Below are 15,847 nucleotides of genomic sequence, written 5' to 3' on the forward strand. Positions count from 1 at the left end.
CGAGGTGAAAAATATGAAAAAAGGTATTTATTTGTTATTTTTAATAGTAAAAGAAAAAATTTCAATAAAAGTCGGTTCACTAGGTACTATTACTTTTTCAAAAGGTCTCTATGTCTACATTGGTTCTGCACAAAACAATTTAGAAAAAAGAATAGATAGACACCTAAAAAAAGATAAAAAAATCTTCTGGCATATTGATTATATCACGACAAACCCACATACAGAAATTATCTCAGTAATGTATCTTGAAAACGCCTCAAAAAGGCTTGAATCAACAATAGCATGTAATCTCTCTAAAAAATTCTCCAAAATAAAAAATTTTGGAGCAACTGATGATAAAACATGCAATTCTCATTTTTTCAAGCTCATATAAATGTTTATTATGATGAAAAAAACAAGATACACCAAAGAAACACAATATCAATTTTTTATGATAGAATTATGATGAATCATTTTAAGGAGGAAAAAGTATGGCGCAAAAATTTTGTTCATTTTGTGGAAGATCCTCAGACAAGGTAGAAAAACTTATAGCAGGACCCGGAAATGTATATATTTGTAATGACTGTGTTGAAATCTTCCACGATATACTGTACGAAGATAAAAGATCAAGTAATCAGAAAAAAAGAAAAAAAGAAGACCTTCCGAAACCTTCACAAATAAAAGCAGAACTTGACAAATACGTAATTGGTCAAGAAAGGGTTAAAAAAATCCTTTCTGTTGCTGTTTACAACCATTACAAACGGGTTTTTTCTAACGTGGATTTTGACGATGTTGAAATAGAAAAATCAAACGTAATACTAATAGGACCAACGGGAAGTGGAAAAACATTAATTGCGAGAACACTTGCAAAAATTCTCGATGTTCCATTTGCTATAGCTGATGCAACACCATTAACGGAAGCGGGATACGTAGGTGAAGACGTAGAAAATGTTATACTAAGACTTTTGGAAGTAACAAACTTTGATATAGAAAGAGCACAATATGGAATAATATACATAGATGAAATTGACAAAATTGCAAAAAAATCCCCTAATCCATCAATAACAAGGGATGTTTCCGGTGAAGGTGTACAACAAGCATTATTAAAAATCGTCGAAGGAACCATTGCAAATGTTCCACCACAAGGTGGCAGGAAACACCCATATCAAGAATTCTTAAAGGTTGACACATCAAATATTTTATTCATAGTTGGTGGCGCTTTTGATGGTATTGAGGAAATAATAAAAAGAAGAATCCAAAGTAGCGCTATGGGATTTAACGCTCCTATAAAAAGTAAAAAAGAAATGAAACTTGGGGAAATACTCTCACATATAACACCAGAAGATCTTGTACAATACGGCCTTATACCAGAATTTGTTGGAAGATTTCCGGTAATTGGTGCACTAGAAGACCTCACAGAAGATGACATGGTAAGAATACTTACAGAACCCAAAAATGCTATTTTAAAACAATACAAAAAATTATTCTTAATAGATAATATAGAGTTGGAAGTTACAAAAGATGCACTTTATGCCATTGCACGAAAAGCAGCAAAAAGGGGAACAGGTGCCCGTGCTTTAAAGAGTGTTTTTGAAGAAGTAATGATAGATGTTATGTTTGAAATTCCAGATTTAGACAACGTAGAAAAGGTAATTGTAACAGAAAAATGTGTAACCAAGAAGGAAAAACCAAAGTTAATTGTTAAGGAGACTGCATAAATGATAGTTTTAGGAATTGAAACGTCTTGCGATGAAACTGCAGTTGCAGTACTAGAAAATGAAAAGATATTAAGTAGTGTTGTCTCTTCACAGATAGATGTACACAAAAAATTCGGTGGTGTAGTGCCTGAAATTGCGGCACGCCACCACCTTTCAAATTTACCTGTTGTTTTTAAAAATGCACTATCGCAGGCCAAAATCTCACTAAATGATATAGACCTTATTTCTGTGACATACGGACCTGGATTAATTGGTGCTTTACTCGTAGGAATTTCATTTGCAAAAGGCCTTTCATTAAAATTAAATAAACCTTTAATTGGAATTAACCACATTGTTGGTCATGTCTATGCAAATTATCTAACCTATCCAAATCTTAAGCCTCCATTTATAGTCTTAATGGTATCCGGCGGACACACTGAAATCCTACACATACAAAACGAAAAAATAGAAGTTTTGGGAAAAACTTTAGATGATGCAGCAGGAGAGGCCTTTGACAAAGTAGCAAGAATATTGGGGTTGGGTTATCCAGGCGGTCCTGAAATAGAAAAAATCGCACAATATGGAAATGATAAAGCATTTAATTTCCCTAAACCTCTTTATGATTCAAAAGACTACAATTTTAGCTTTTCAGGACTTAAAACAGCTGTGCTATACACAATTAAGAAATTAGACAAAATTCCAAAAGAAGATGTTGCCGCGTCATTTCAAAGAGCAGTTACCGACATACTCCTACATAAAACGTTTAAAGCAGCAAAAGACAAGAAGATAAATACAGTCGTACTTGCAGGTGGAGTTGCAGCAAACAAATATTTAAGGACAAAAGCACTTGAAATTTCAAAAAAAGAAGGAATAATCTTATTAATACCTCCAATAGAATTTTGTACCGATAATGCCGCGATGATTGCAATAGCAGGTTACAAATTATTTGACGGAACATCAGATTTAAATATAGACGCTATGCCTAATCTTAATTTATAAAGAAAATCATTTCCACTATAACTCCCTTGTCTTTTTCCGAAAGAACAACCATTTTATCAGAATATCTTTTTATATTTGGAAGTCCCATACCTGCGCCAAATCCCAATTCCCTTACGTGATCAGGTGCAGTAGAAAAACCTTCTTTCATGGCAAGTTCCAAATTTTCAATACCTTTACCTTTATCTTCTACCCTTACAACAATACTATCTTCTTTGATAAAGCAATAGATTTCACCTGTACTTCCACTGTGGATAACAACATTTGCCTCCGCCTCATAAACACTTATTGCTATCCTTCTTACCAACTTTTCATCTATCCCTTTTGTAAGCAAGAACTTCTTTAATTGTGCTGCGCCTATGCCTATTGAATTTATGTCATAGTAATCTATCTTAAAGTAAAAATCACTATCACTTTTATTAATACTCGTACCTGTAATCAAAGATTTCTCAATATCTTCATCTAATGCCTTTTTCCTTCTTTCGTCATGTAAATATAAAATACCTAATTTCATAGCAACCGCTTTTAAAATGTCATTTTTTGTTACAATACCAACCAACCTTTTCTTTTCATCAACAACGGGAAACCGTCCATATCCATACTTTTCAAATAGTTCCATAACATCACGTAACGTAGCGTCTAGCTCTACTGTAATTACTCTACGTGTCATTTGTTCTTCAACAAGACTGTCAAGCTGATTTTTTTCTATACTCCTTATTATATCTTCAATACTTATAATCCCAATAACCTTTTTTTGAGAATCTACAACGGGTACACCAGATATTCTCTTTAATCTTAAAATTTCCTTTACTTGCATTATTGTTCTATTTGGCAAAACGTAAATAACATCACTATTCATAAATTCAGATACCTTCATGTGTGAAAATATAGATTGTACTTTTTCAAGTATATCCAATGAATCCACCTCTTTCAAAAAAATAATAGGGGAGTAACTCCCCTATTATTTTACACCAAAAATGTACTTAAATATCTCCAAATCTTTTCCAAAAATTATAGTTCCATTTTTAAATATCTCATCATATGCACTAAGACTTCTCCATAGATCAAAAAATTCCGGGTCTGTTTTAAATGCTTCTGCGTAAATTTTAGTTGCACTTGCTTCGCCAGTACCTTTTATAGCCTCCGCCTCACTTTTGGCTTGAGCAAGTATAACAGCCACTTGTTTATCCGCTTCAGCACGTATTTTTTGGGCTTCTTTCTGACCTTCTGCTCTAATCTGGGCAGCTATACTATATCTTTCTGCCCTCATTCTTTCGTAAACTGCTTGTACATTTTCTGCTGGAAGATCTGCATGCTTTACCCTTACATCAATAACTTCTATACCAAAATCATCTAAATCGTTTTTTGAAAGTAACGTTACTTCTTTTAAAAATCCTTCCCTTTTGTCTGATATAATCTCATCAAAAGTATGTTTTGCAAAAACATTCCTTATATGGGAATATACAATATCGTCTATTCTGGATTCTGCAAGTGATATTGTTTTCATTGTCTCAATAAATTTTCGGGCATCCTTTATTTTCCAAAGTGCATATGTATCCACAATTAACGTCTTTTTATCTAAAGTAATTATTTTCTCTGGCTCTATATCATACAACAATATCCTCTTTTCAAACTTCACTACGTTATCCACAAACGGTGTCTTAAAATGAATACCGGCTTCTGGATAAACTTCTACTATTTGACCAAATCTCAAAACAACCGCCTGCTGAGTTTGATCAACTATAAACATAGAAAGGGAAAGTATTATAATAACAATCACCAGAATTGTTAAAAATGTTATTAACTTTTTCATTTTGTACCACCACCAATCAGTTCATTCACATCTAAAAGCTTTAACGTGCCACTATCATCAAGTACAAAAACGTTCTTTGTATTTGAAAATACCTCCTCTAATCTTTCTATAAGAAGTCTCTTTTTTGTTATATCCGGAGCTATTTCATACTCTTTTAATACACTTAAAAATCTCTGTGTTTCACCTTTTGCTTCTAAAATTTTTTCTTTTGCATATGCCTCTGCTTCTCTTAAAATTTTTTGTGCTTCACCTTCTGCTTTTGGAACAATATCGTTTGCATATCTATTTGCTTCATTTATAAACCTCTCTTTATCCTGCTTTGCGTTATTAACATCATCAAATGCTTCTACTACTTGATCAGGAGGTGCAACTTCTTGCAAATAGACTTTGTTAATTAGAATACCCGCATCGTATTCATCTAATATTTTTTGTACTTGCTCCGCTGTTTCAATGGCAATTTCATCCCTTGCAACAGTTAATACATCATCTATATTTCTAACAGCTACTCTTTCTCTTAAAACAGACTCTGTTGTAAATCTTACTATATCCCTTCCATTTATAACGTTAAACGCAAACTTTACAGGATCTTTTATCTTATATTGCACCGCCACTTCTACACTTATTATATTCCCATCTCCTGTAAGCATTAAAGCTTCTTCATTAATAGTCCTATAACTTATCTTTCCATAGCTTTCAATCGTTCTAAACCCTATTTCTTCTTTTCTTATGGTTTCTACATCAACAATAACATGCGATTGTATAGGGTATGGAAGATGAAAGTGTATACCAGGACCCGTCGAATGTGTGTACTTTCCAAATGTTTTTATCAATGCAACCTCTGATGGACCAACCTGGTACACCCCTGTCCCCAGAAAAATTAGAACAATTACAATTATAATTATCCAAAACACAAGTTTCTTTAACATTAAACCACCTCCAAAATAAAAAGTGGGGACTGCTCCCCACTATTTAAACTCTACAAATTTTTCTTTCGGAGCTCCACATACAGGACATCTTTCAGGAGCTTCTTCTTCAACTGTATATCCACATATAGGACAGATATAAATTTTCTCTGCTGTGTAATCTTCTCCCTTTTCTACCAAATCTTTTGCCTTTTTGTACATTTCAGCGTGTATTTTTTCTGCTTCAAGTGCAAAATGTGTACTTCTTACTGCTTCTTTTTCATCTTGAAATTCCGCAGAATTTTTATACACAGGGTACATTTCTTCAATTTCAAACGTTTCACCATCAATACAGGTTTGTACATTTTCTTTCATCTCATCAGAAAGCTTTTTCAACACCTTAAAGTGATTTTTGGCATGCACATATTCCGCATATGCAATAGCTTTAAATAAATTCGAAAGTCTTACCAACCCCTTCTTTTCAGCTTCTTCAGCAAAAATTAAATATTTCATATGTGCCATAGATTCTCCGGCAAATGCTGCTTCTAAAAATTGTCTCGTCATCTCTCTCACTGTTTCACCTCCCCTTACCATTATATCATTTTTTCTTAAGTAAATTCAAATCTCCTAATTTTAAAAAGAGTCTATCTAGGCTTTTTAAAAAGCCTAATCTATTCATTCTAATATCATCTTGCTTTGTCATAACAAAAACATTATCAAAATAACTGTCTATATATTTTCTAAATTCCACTAAATACAAAAGTGCGGCATCAAAGCTTAAATTGTCCAATGCTTCCAAAATTCTTGGTTTTAGCTCAATGTATTTATTAAACAACTCCTTTTCTGCATTATCAAGAAACTTTGTACTATCAAACTCACATGAATCAAACTTACTTGATATATTATGTACCCTTTCAAAACCTATTAAAAGACTTTGAAATTCTTCTTTATCAACTATATTCATTAGTGCTTGGGCTATCAATCTTCCTCTAAGTGGTCTTTTCCAAAATCTCTTAACCGCTCTTGCTATATCATACCTTGTATTTGAGTTAAACACTTCATATCTTGCTTCAAAAAATTCAAATAACTCATTTGGTATACCTTTTCCAAAAAGCTCAGCAGAAAATTTTACCACCTCTAAAAGATCTATATCCCAGGAAAAAACATTCGGAATTTCAAATAATGTATCTACCTTTTTTCTAATTCCAAATGGATCTTTAGAACCAGAAGGAATATTACCTACGATAAAATTCCCTACAACAGTATCTACTCTATCTGCAATTGCAACTATTGCACCAGTTATATTTTTAGGTACATCGCTGTAATGTTCTTCTATACCCAAGGCAACGTTGTAATCTTCTCCATCCTTTAAAGCATAAATTCTTCCCATTACACCTTGCAATTCTGGAAATTCATAAACTACACTAGATGCAATGTCTGCTTTGCATAAATGTGCCGTTCTTAACACTCGCTTTTTATCAGAATAATCTATTTTTAATTCTTCACATATCTTTTCAGAAATTTTTTCAATCCTTTCTACTTTATCCATAAGGGTACCAAGGGATTTTTGAAACACTATCTCCTTAAGACTTTCATTGAAACTTTCTAAAGGAACCTTTAAATCTTTTTCATAATAGTATTTTGCATCTTCTAATCTTGCGTTTACCACTTTTTCATATCCTTTTTTAATCAAATCCACATTCCCATTTGGAGAATCAATAAAAGATAAAAATTTATTTGTAATTTTCTCGCCTTTGTAAACTGTAAATGATCTTTGGTGATGTTTTATCGTAGTTGTTATAAGTTCTTCGGGAAGTGAAAGGTATTTTTCCAGAAATCTCCCTTCAAGTAAAATAGGATATTCTGTTAACGTCACAACTTCATCTATTAACCCTTCATCAAAGCTTGTCTCATAATTTTTTAGCAATGATAAAACTTTTTCTTTTCTTTCACCATGCAAGGCTATCACTTTTAATCTTCTTAAGTTTTCCAAATAATCCTCTATGCTTTTTACCTCTACTATGTTATCATCAACAAATCTATGACCATACGTCTTGTTTGAGGCTTTAATACCAAATAACTCTATTTCCAGTATTTCTCCTTTATATACCGATAAAATCCAATGGGGTATTCTCACAAATGAAAATTCACCATTCCCCCATTTCATAGATTTTCTAAAATTCAAACTGTAAATAATTTGTGGGATTTTCTCTTTTAAAAGTTCTTCTGTTTTTTTACCTTCTACCTTTTTACTTAAAAATACGTAATTATTTCTTATTTCAATGTCTTTAATACTTGCGTTGTTTGACTTTAAAAAACCATTTAATGCCTTTGTTGGATTTCCATTTTCATCAAATGCCACAGTTTTTGAGGGACCTCTTTTCTCAATTGTTTTATCTTTTTGCTTTTCATCTATTTTCTTTATGAAAAAACCAAATCTTCTTGGAGCGTAAAAAACTGTTAAACCGCTATATCTCAACTCTTCTTCCTTAAAAAATTTTTCTAGCTTTTCTTCAAGCTGTAAAAGAATATTATTTACTTCTGTTGTGGGAAGTTCTTCAACCCCAATCTCAAATATATACATTATCTTTCACCTTCCTCGTATTCTATAAATCTCTTTGCACACAAAGTTGCCATACTCCTAATATCTCTTATATAACTTTGTCTTTGTGCAACACTAATTGCATTCCTGGCATCCAATAGATTAAATGTATGGGAACATTTTATTAATTGCTCATATGCAGGTAAAAATAAGTTGTTTTCTATCAAATTGTTAAATTCACTTCTGTAAATGTCATACAACTTAAATAATTTATCCACATCTGCTTTCTCAAAGTTATAAACGGAAAACTGTCTTTCATTTTCCAAAAATAATTCACCATATTTTACATATTTGCTCCACATAACATCAAACACGTTATCCACTCCCTGCAAATACATGGCTATCCTTTCAAGACCATAAGTTATTTCCAAAGGTATCTTTTTCAAAGGAATACCTCCAACTTGTTGAAAATAAGTAAATTGTGTGATTTCCATACCATCAAGCCAAACTTCCCAACCAATTCCCCATGCACCAAGGGTTGGAGATTCCCAATTATCCTCAACAAACCTAATATCATGTTCCCGAGGATTTATCCCCAAGCTTTTCAAAGATTTTAAATACAGGTCCTGCGAACCCTTTGGATTAGGTTTTATTATAACCTGATACTGCAGAAATCTTTGCATCCTATTTGGATTTTCGCCATATCTTCCATCAGTTGGTCTTCTACTTGGTTGGACAAAGGCAACTTTCCAATCTCTTTGCCTTAAAACTCCAAAAAACGTTGAGGTATGAAATGTTCCTGCTCCCATTTCCATATCATATGGAAGATCAATAAAACAACCTTCGTTTGCCCAAAACTCATCTAATTTTTTTATTATATCCTGCAAATACACTTTTTCATCCTCCTTACCTACCTGGAACATATAAGTTATACGTCTTTTTTAAATTATCAACTGTCATTTTTGTTACATGAACAACCTTAGTTGGATGAAAAGATACACCTACTCCATAAAATAAAAGGTATACTTTTCCTGCTTTACCGACTACAATATCTGCATCAGGAGAAATAACAATATCATAATCTGTTTTTATCCTAGGCTCTTTGAAATAATAAAATCTATACTTTGAAAGGCCGGGATAAAGTTCCCTTGAAAAATAGGTTTTCTCTCCCTTTTTTACAGTAAACCAACTAGACTCTTGCCCAACTACAAAAACCATAAAATATCCTGTTCCAGGTTCGTCTTCTATATTACTTAAAACCTGTTCCAAATCCGCACCAAAGTTTTTCAGATAATTTACAGAAAGGATATACTTATCTATCAAAGAATTAGGACCTAATTTTGAGTCTAAATCCTTCAACTTCGTCTCATAATTTTGGAGTTTACTACTCATATAACTTTTTAATGCATTGTAATCATTTAAAAGTTTTCTATACCGAAAAAAATTTCCAAATGAGAAAAATATGGTCATAACAAAAATTACGACAATAGATATGAAAAGCACAAAAGGCCATATGGATATTCTCTTTTTTCTTACCCTCATCAAATCACCTTCCTACTTTTGTCAGCAAGCGCCATAGATTTAAGAAAAAAACCTGCCATCAAACCAAAAACAAATGTAGAAGTTCCTCCATAACTTACAAATGGCAAAGGAATCCCTGTTACCGGCATAATACCTATGTTCATACCTATATTTTCAAATACGTGAAAAACGAAAACAGCCAAAAAGCCTATAGATACCATTCTCCAAAAATCATCTTTGTAATACCTTATTTTTGAAAAGATTCTAATTGTTATTAAAATATACAAACCTAACAATATTAAACTTCCAATAAATCCAAATTGTTCTCCAATAGCTGAAAAGATAAAATCAGTTTCCATCTTTGGCACGTAATTTCCCCTAACAGCCGGTGAGATAAGAAAACCTCTTCCAAATATTCCACCAGCTCCAACTGTATTTTTTGCCATTATAACATTGTATGCTGCACCTTTTGCATATTTTTCTGGATTTAGAAATGATAATATCCTAGCCCTTTGATAATCTTTTAAAACGAAAAAATAAAAAATTGGCAACATGGAAATCCCGGTTCCAATTAAAGGTAGTATAATTTTTAAGGTTATACCTGAAAATACCAATAAAATAAACCAAATGAAAATATGCAACACCGTCATACCCAAATCCGGTTCTTTCAATATTAAAAGAACCGGTATTATAGTTAACACCATAGAAAAAAGAACAGATTTAATATCTTTTTTCAAAAACAAAACACTCAAAACCAAAACCAAACTAAGTTTAGACAACTCTGATGGTTGAAATGAAACATTTAAAAACCTAAACCATCTTACTGAACCGTATATTCTTACTCCAAAAAACAACACACTAACAAGCAGTAAAATTGATAATGTATATAGAGGAAAAATCATTTTTTTTATAAGATTTTCCTTTGTAAAATAAACAAAAAATGTTCCAAAAACTGCAATTCCATCCCAAATAACTTGTTTTAAAAAAAGCTCTTTTGAAACACTGTACAAATTAAGAAGACCAAAAATCATCAAGAAAATCGTGGAAAAAAATATCATATAATCAAAATTTTTATTCTCTCTCACTGCTTATCACCCAAAAAATTATATCATAAAAATTAAAAGTATAAATTAAAAAAACTTATTGACATAAGAAATATAATATGTTAAAATGTGACTTGCGAGGCGACGTGGCCAAGCGGTCTAAGGCGGGGGTCTGCAAAATCCCTATTCGTGGGTTCAAATCCCACCGTCGCCTCCAAAGAAAGTGGGCTCGTAGCTCAGTTGGCAGAGCGTCCGGCTCATAACCGGATGGTCGGGGGTTCGATTCCTCCCGAGCCCACCAGGAGGGAGCAAATGCTCCCTTTATTTCTGAAATCCCGTTCCGCAAAATTGTTGCGGGACCAAATTTAGGCCGAGGGAGGAGGTGCAAAGATGAGAATTTACGAAACCATGTTCATCATCAAACCAGATATTGCAGAAGAAGAAAGAGAGAAAATAGCACAAGGTGTTGTAGACTACCTAAAAGAGAAATTAGGAGCACATGTAGATAACGTAGACAGATGGGGAATTAGGAAAACGGCATATCCACTAAAAAAATACAACGAAGCAGATTACACTATTGTTTATTTCAGAGGAGAAGGATTAGACATAACAGTTTTGGAATCATACTTTAGAGTTAGACCCGAATTTTTAAGATGGCAAACGTTTAGAAGAATTGATCTTGAAAAGAAAGAAAAAAAACAATCAAGAAAAGAAGAGGGTTCCGAAAATTCCGAGAAGGTGGAAGAGTGAATTATAACAAAGTCGTTCTTGTAGGACGACTTACAAGGGATCCGGAATCAAGACAAACGGTAAATGGAACGCTAATTTCTACATTTACACTGGCTGTAAATAGGAGTAATAGAAATGACGATGTGGATTTTATAAGAATAGTCACGTTTAATAGATTAGCAGAGTTTGTGCAGAATTACTTAACTAAAGGTCGGTTGGTTTTGGTAGAGGGGAAGTTAAGAATTAATAGATGGCAAACAAACGACGGGCAAAATAGAAGCACACCAGAGATATGGGCAGATCAAGTTACTTTCATGGATAGAAAGAGCGATAACTCTTTAACTGATAGTTCAAATGAAACAGTGGTAAGTTACGATGAATTGTTTGACGACAATGAAAGTGATGAACCCCCATTTTGATCTTTGAAAAAAGGAGGTAGTAATGATGAAATATAGAAGAAAAAAGAAACCAAAGGTTTGTAAGCTTTGTCAATCAAAAATTGATTACGTTGACTATAAAGATGTAAAGCTATTAAGGGAATTTTTAACCGAAAAGGAAAAGATTATTCCAAGAAGGGTCACAGGGAATTGTGCAAAACATCAAAGAATGGTTAAAATAGCGATTAAAAGAGCTAGACAGATGGCGCTTTTACCTTACGTGAAGTATTGACAGGTTCTTTGAAATAAGATATAATAGAAATCGCGGCGAGCCAGCGTAGCTCAACCGGTAGAGCGATTGATTTGTAATCAATAGGTTGAGGGTTCGAGTCCCTCCGCTGGCTCCAAGTATAGGTGGTGAGGTGCCCGAGTGGCCAAAGGGGGCGGACTGTAAATCCGCTGGCAGAATGCCTTCGAAGGTTCGAATCCTTCCCTCACCACCAGATTTTTTTAGTAGGAGGGAAAAGAAATGAGAATACAAGTTGCCTTGAAATGTTCTGAATGTGGTAACAAAAACTATTATACGACTCGTGAAAAAAACAAAAAAGAAAAACTATCGCTCAGAAAATATTGTCCGAAATGTAATAAACATACTGTTCACAACGAAACAAAAGCTTAATCCACACGCAGGGGCGTAGCTCAACTGGCAGAGCACCGGTCTCCAAAATCGGGTGTTGCGGGTTCAAGTCCTGCCGCCCCTGCCAATTTTTTTATGGGGGAGATAGCATGGAAAAACTAAGAAAATTTTTTAGAGAAGTTAAAACGGAAATAAAGAAGACTCATTGGCCCAATAAAAAAGAGCTATGGGGAGCAACGGGTGTGGTTCTTTTCATACTTTTGGTGACTGGTGTTTACTTTTTCGTGTTAGATTTGGTATTCTCTGGTGCATTAAGTGCCCTTTTCAAGCTCTTTTAATTTTTTGAGGTGGTATAAATGAAAAAAAGATGGTATATTCTACAAGCTTTGGCAGGATACGAAACAGCTGCCAAGGGTAATTTGGAGGCAAAGATAAAAGCTCAAGGTCTTGAGCATGTTATTTCTCGTGTTTTACTTCCTGAAGAGATTGTTATTGATGCATCGGCAAAGTCTGTTGAAAGGCATGTTGTGTCTTTAAATGCAAAAATTTATGTTTCCAATGGAGATATAGTTAAAAAGGGAGACTCACTAGCTGAAGAACCTTCCATTAGAGCAAGAAGAGATGGAATAGTAACAGATGTAAGAAATGCTAAAAAGGTTGTTATTGAAACTGTAGACAAAAAATTTACAAAAACATATGTTATTCCTCAAAAAAATAAACCCGTCACAGGGTTAAAAGTTGGTGGTATGGTTAGACAAGGTATGCCACTTTCTTCTGATGGAGAAATCATATGCGAAATTGACGGTAAAATAATTCAAACTGAAAACATGAAAAGAATAGTAGTAAAAAATTCTTCAAATGACCTTGATGTCTATGTTGCTCCCATCAGTACTTTTAATTCCAATGCTATTAAAAAAGGTGTCAAAATAAAAGCTGGACAGATTATTGCTGAACCGAAAAAGATTCTTGCAAAAAGTTCTGGTAGAGTGGAGATAACAGATTTTCCAACAAAAAAGGAAATTAGAATTCAAAAGGTAAAGGTTAGGAAACTATTCCCTGGTTATTTATTTGTTGAAATGATAATGAACGATGAATTCTGGCATTTTGTCAGAACTGTACCTGGTATTATTGATTTTGTATCATCTGGTGGGAGACCTTTACCATTAAACGATAAAGAAGCAAAAGTATTGTTGAGGTTATCCGGTGAAGAAGAAATACCAAAAGAAGAAAAATCAAAAGAAGTTAAGATTGAATTTGACTTTGAAATAGGCGATTCCGTTAAAATTATCTCTGGACCATTTGAAGGTTTTGTTGGAACTGTAAAAGAAATTAATCCAGAACATAACGAATTAAAAGTAACAGTTACAATATTTGGTAGAGAAACCCCGGTAACTGTACATACTAGTGAAGTTGAAAAGGTTGTTTAACTTAGTGGGAGGGTTTACCCTATAACCACAAAAAGGAGGTTGTATTATGGCAAAAAAGGTAGTTGCACAAGTTAGGTTGCAACTTGAAGCTGGAAAAGCAACTCCAGCACCACCGGTTGGTCCTGCTTTAGGTCAACGTGGTGTAAACCTTATGGAATTTTGTAAGAAGTTTAACGCTGCAACGGCTGATAAAGCTGGTATGATTATCCCTGTAATAATCACTGTTTACGAAGATAGGTCATTTACATTCATAACAAAAACTCCACCCGCTTCTTTCTTGTTGAAAAAAGCTGCTAAATTGAACTCTGGTTCTCAAGAACCTAAGAGAAAGATAGTTGGAAAAGTCACGAGAGAACAAATTAAGGAAATAGCTGAAATCAAAAAAGAAGACCTAAACGCGAACGACATTGAAGCAGCTATGAAAATCATTGAAGGAACAGCAAAAAGTATGGGAATTGAGGTAGTAGACTAATAAATTCTTAGGAAGGAGGAGGCAAAATGCCGAAGCACTCCAAGAGGTATAACGAAGTTAGAAAATTGGTTGATAGAACAAAAGAGTACGATTTGAATGAAGCAGTTGATCTTGCTAAGAAAGTTGCAACTGCAAAATTTGATGAAACCGTAGAATTACACATAAAAACAAACATCGATTACAGAAAATCTGACCAACAAATAAGAAGTACTATTTCTTTACCACATGGTACAGGTAAAGAAGTTAGAGTTCTTGTTTTTGCAAAAGGTGAAAAAGCCGAAGAAGCTAAAAAAGCTGGCGCAGATTACGTAGGTGCGGAAGATTTAGCGGAAAAAATTCAAAAAGAAGGTTTTCTCGATTTTGACGTTGCAATCGCAACACCAGATATGATGAAAATAATAGGAAGACTTGGTAAAATTCTTGGGCCTAGAGGATTAATGCCAAATCCAAAAGCTGGAACAGTAACAAATGACGTTGCAGCTGCTGTAAAAGACTTTAAAAAAGGTAGAATGGAAATTAGAACCGATAAAACAGGCAATTTGCATATTCCAGTAGGAAAGGCATCCTTTGAAAAAGAAAAACTTACAGAAAATATTAAATCTGCCTATGAGCAAGTATTGAACTTAAAGCCTACGGGTGTTAAGGGAACATTCATAAAAAAGGTCGTTCTTTCAACAACAATGGGACCTGGAATAAAAGTAAATCCTGCAACACTTACTCAATAAAAAAATTAAAACCCCTTTCATTGCGAAAGGGGTTTTTCATTCGTTTAATATTTTTTCAAGATACCTCGATAAAAAAGCACCAATAAGAAAATAAATATATGTTAACCATTTCTGAGTAATGGGAAATATAATTATTGTTCCAGATATTGTTAAACCAATCAAAAAAGCTAATACTTTCTCCCTATATTTTTTTATCAATCTTTCCAGCAATTTAATTATAAGTACAAGCCCTATAATCACACCAATTCCTAATGGAATCAAAATTTTTAAATTCATAACAGATATAGCATCAATAACAGGTTTATATATTCCCATAATTAAAAGCATTGATGAACCACTTATACCAGGTAAAACCATAGTAGCCGCACTAATTATTCCTCCAAAAACTAAATACCATGTGGAAACATTTAAATTACTTATCTCAAAATTTTGAGCAAATTTTAAAAGCATATAGGTAATTAAAAACGAAATGGTTATTATCGAAACATTTCCAATATTTTTTAAATTAACTCTTTTCACTAAATATATTAAACCACCAACGATTAAACCGGTAAACACACCATAAGAATACTCTGGATATTTTGAAAAGATCAAAGATAAAACCTTTGAAAGTAATACAATAGAAAAACCCATACCCAATATTAACAATAAAATAGTTTTAACAGAATCTTTCTTCCAATTAAATGAAACAATATCAGAAGCAGATTTTAATATAACTTCATACCTTCCAGAAATAACCGCAATTGTTCCTCCACTTATTCCAGGTAAAAGATTAGCTATTCCCATAATAATCCCAAGTAGAAAATTATTCACGTTCACTCCTCCTTTATCTTCACAAACTATTATAATATAAATAAAAAACGCTCCGTAAAGGAGCTTTTTTTTTAATCGGTTCTATTAATCATTTTGGAGCGGGCGACGGGATTTGAACCCGCGACCTCCTGCTTGGCAAGCAGGCGCTCTACCACTGAGCTACACCCGCATTTC

20 protein-coding genes and 6 tRNA genes are annotated in these 15,847 nt (G+C 33.4%); 16 read left to right on the forward strand and 10 right to left on the reverse strand.

The window, feature by feature from the left end; genetic code table 11:
* The first annotated feature begins 13 nt into the window (after window positions 1-13).
* The 3 genes from TMEL_RS03285 (at window position 14) to tsaD (ending at window position 2,675) form a co-directional block, all read left to right on the forward strand.
* Window positions 14-373 carry a GIY-YIG nuclease family protein gene (locus TMEL_RS03285; RefSeq protein WP_012056850.1) on the forward strand — a complete coding sequence of 120 codons (360 nt, stop codon included), beginning with the start codon at window positions 14-16 and terminating at the stop codon, window positions 371-373.
* A 97-nt stretch (window positions 374-470) separates the two neighbouring features.
* Window positions 471-1,697: an ATP-dependent Clp protease ATP-binding subunit ClpX gene (gene clpX, locus TMEL_RS03290; protein WP_012056851.1), complete on the forward strand. Its 1,227-nt coding sequence runs from the start codon at window positions 471-473 to the stop codon at window positions 1,695-1,697.
* A complete protein-coding gene (gene tsaD, locus TMEL_RS03295; protein ID WP_012056852.1) occupies window positions 1,698-2,675 on the forward strand; it encodes a tRNA (adenosine(37)-N6)-threonylcarbamoyltransferase complex transferase subunit TsaD in 978 nt (325 codons plus the stop codon). It abuts the gene before it with no gap.
* Here the strand turns inward: tsaD and TMEL_RS03300 are convergent.
* From TMEL_RS03300 to TMEL_RS03335, 8 genes are all read right to left on the reverse strand, one after another.
* The gene (locus tag TMEL_RS03300; RefSeq protein WP_180373120.1) at window positions 2,665-3,549 is read right to left on the reverse strand and encodes a CBS domain-containing protein; all 885 of its coding nucleotides are present in this window, start codon (window positions 3,547-3,549) and stop codon (window positions 2,665-2,667) included. The two genes, tsaD and TMEL_RS03300, sit on opposite strands and share 11 nt — an antisense overlap.
* Window positions 3,550-3,633: 84 nt before the next feature.
* Window positions 3,634-4,485, reverse strand: coding sequence for a protease modulator HflC (gene hflC / locus TMEL_RS03305; protein WP_012056854.1), 852 nt, complete (start codon window positions 4,483-4,485; stop codon window positions 3,634-3,636).
* Window positions 4,482-5,411 (reverse strand): FtsH protease activity modulator HflK, encoded by a 930-nt coding sequence (gene hflK, locus TMEL_RS03310; protein ID WP_012056855.1) that lies wholly within the window; start codon window positions 5,409-5,411, stop codon window positions 4,482-4,484. Before hflK ends, hflC begins: the two co-directional genes overlap by 4 nt.
* A 39-nt stretch (window positions 5,412-5,450) precedes the next feature.
* Window positions 5,451-5,960, reverse strand: coding sequence for a rubrerythrin family protein (locus TMEL_RS03315; RefSeq protein WP_012056856.1), 510 nt, complete (start codon window positions 5,958-5,960; stop codon window positions 5,451-5,453).
* 25 nt (window positions 5,961-5,985) lie between these two features.
* Window positions 5,986-7,971, reverse strand: coding sequence for a glycine--tRNA ligase subunit beta (gene glyS, locus TMEL_RS03320; RefSeq protein ID WP_012056857.1), 1,986 nt, complete (start codon window positions 7,969-7,971; stop codon window positions 5,986-5,988).
* A complete protein-coding gene (locus TMEL_RS03325; RefSeq protein WP_012056858.1) occupies window positions 7,971-8,822 on the reverse strand; it encodes a glycine--tRNA ligase subunit alpha in 852 nt (283 codons plus the stop codon). Before TMEL_RS03325 ends, glyS begins: the two co-directional genes overlap by 1 nt.
* A gap of 13 nt (window positions 8,823-8,835) precedes the next feature.
* A complete protein-coding gene (locus TMEL_RS03330; RefSeq protein ID WP_012056859.1) occupies window positions 8,836-9,471 on the reverse strand; it encodes a hypothetical protein in 636 nt (211 codons plus the stop codon).
* Window positions 9,471-10,508, reverse strand: coding sequence for an FtsW/RodA/SpoVE family cell cycle protein (locus TMEL_RS03335; protein ID WP_238375228.1), 1,038 nt, complete (start codon window positions 10,506-10,508; stop codon window positions 9,471-9,473). The genes TMEL_RS03330 and TMEL_RS03335 overlap by 1 nt, the downstream gene beginning before the upstream one ends.
* 125 nt (window positions 10,509-10,633) lie before the next feature.
* Between TMEL_RS03335 and TMEL_RS03340 the strand changes: the two genes are divergently transcribed.
* From TMEL_RS03340 to rplA, 13 genes are all read left to right on the forward strand, one after another.
* Window positions 10,634-10,710, forward strand: a tRNA-Cys gene (locus TMEL_RS03340).
* Window positions 10,711-10,718: 8 nt separating this feature from the next.
* A tRNA-Met gene (locus TMEL_RS03345) sits at window positions 10,719-10,794 on the forward strand.
* 89 nt (window positions 10,795-10,883) lie between these two features.
* The gene (gene rpsF / locus TMEL_RS03350) at window positions 10,884-11,243 is read left to right on the forward strand and encodes a 30S ribosomal protein S6 (RefSeq protein ID WP_012056861.1); all 360 of its coding nucleotides are present in this window, start codon (window positions 10,884-10,886) and stop codon (window positions 11,241-11,243) included.
* The gene (locus TMEL_RS03355; protein ID WP_012056862.1) at window positions 11,240-11,641 is read left to right on the forward strand and encodes a single-stranded DNA-binding protein; all 402 of its coding nucleotides are present in this window, start codon (window positions 11,240-11,242) and stop codon (window positions 11,639-11,641) included. Before rpsF ends, TMEL_RS03355 begins: the two co-directional genes overlap by 4 nt.
* A gap of 22 nt (window positions 11,642-11,663) precedes the next feature.
* A complete protein-coding gene (gene rpsR / locus TMEL_RS03360) occupies window positions 11,664-11,891 on the forward strand; it encodes a 30S ribosomal protein S18 (RefSeq protein WP_012056863.1) in 228 nt (75 codons plus the stop codon).
* Between the two features lie 39 nt (window positions 11,892-11,930).
* Window positions 11,931-12,006, forward strand: a tRNA-Thr gene (locus TMEL_RS03365).
* 9 nt (window positions 12,007-12,015) lie between these two features.
* Window positions 12,016-12,102, forward strand: a tRNA-Tyr gene (locus TMEL_RS03370).
* A gap of 26 nt (window positions 12,103-12,128) precedes the next feature.
* The gene (rpmG, locus tag TMEL_RS03375) at window positions 12,129-12,278 is read left to right on the forward strand and encodes a 50S ribosomal protein L33 (RefSeq protein WP_012056864.1); all 150 of its coding nucleotides are present in this window, start codon (window positions 12,129-12,131) and stop codon (window positions 12,276-12,278) included.
* Between the two features lie 9 nt (window positions 12,279-12,287).
* Window positions 12,288-12,363 (forward strand) — tRNA-Trp (locus tag TMEL_RS03380).
* Between the two features lie 22 nt (window positions 12,364-12,385).
* Window positions 12,386-12,574, forward strand: coding sequence for a preprotein translocase subunit SecE (secE, locus tag TMEL_RS03385; protein WP_012056865.1), 189 nt, complete (start codon window positions 12,386-12,388; stop codon window positions 12,572-12,574).
* 18 nt (window positions 12,575-12,592) lie between these two features.
* On the forward strand, window positions 12,593-13,663 hold the full coding sequence (gene nusG / locus TMEL_RS03390) for a transcription termination/antitermination protein NusG (protein WP_012056866.1): 1,071 nt from the start codon (window positions 12,593-12,595) through the stop codon (window positions 13,661-13,663).
* A gap of 46 nt (window positions 13,664-13,709) precedes the next feature.
* Window positions 13,710-14,135: a 50S ribosomal protein L11 gene (gene rplK, locus TMEL_RS03395; protein ID WP_012056867.1), complete on the forward strand. Its 426-nt coding sequence runs from the start codon at window positions 13,710-13,712 to the stop codon at window positions 14,133-14,135.
* Between the two features lie 26 nt (window positions 14,136-14,161).
* Window positions 14,162-14,860, forward strand: a complete 699-nt coding sequence (rplA, locus tag TMEL_RS03400) for a 50S ribosomal protein L1 (RefSeq protein WP_012056868.1) — start codon at window positions 14,162-14,164, stop codon at window positions 14,858-14,860.
* 36 nt (window positions 14,861-14,896) lie between these two features.
* Here the strand turns inward: rplA and TMEL_RS03405 are convergent, their stop codons facing one another.
* Both TMEL_RS03405 and TMEL_RS03410 read right to left on the reverse strand, forming a co-directional pair.
* The gene (locus TMEL_RS03405; protein ID WP_143611001.1) at window positions 14,897-15,673 is read right to left on the reverse strand and encodes a DUF368 domain-containing protein; all 777 of its coding nucleotides are present in this window, start codon (window positions 15,671-15,673) and stop codon (window positions 14,897-14,899) included.
* 94 nt (window positions 15,674-15,767) lie between these two features.
* Window positions 15,768-15,842: transfer RNA gene (locus tag TMEL_RS03410), tRNA-Gly, on the reverse strand.
* Between the last annotated feature and the right edge of the window lie 5 nt (window positions 15,843-15,847).

It is taken from the genome of Thermosipho melanesiensis BI429, assembly GCF_000016905.1.
Lineage (GTDB): Bacteria > Thermotogota > Thermotogae > Thermotogales > Fervidobacteriaceae > Thermosipho > Thermosipho melanesiensis.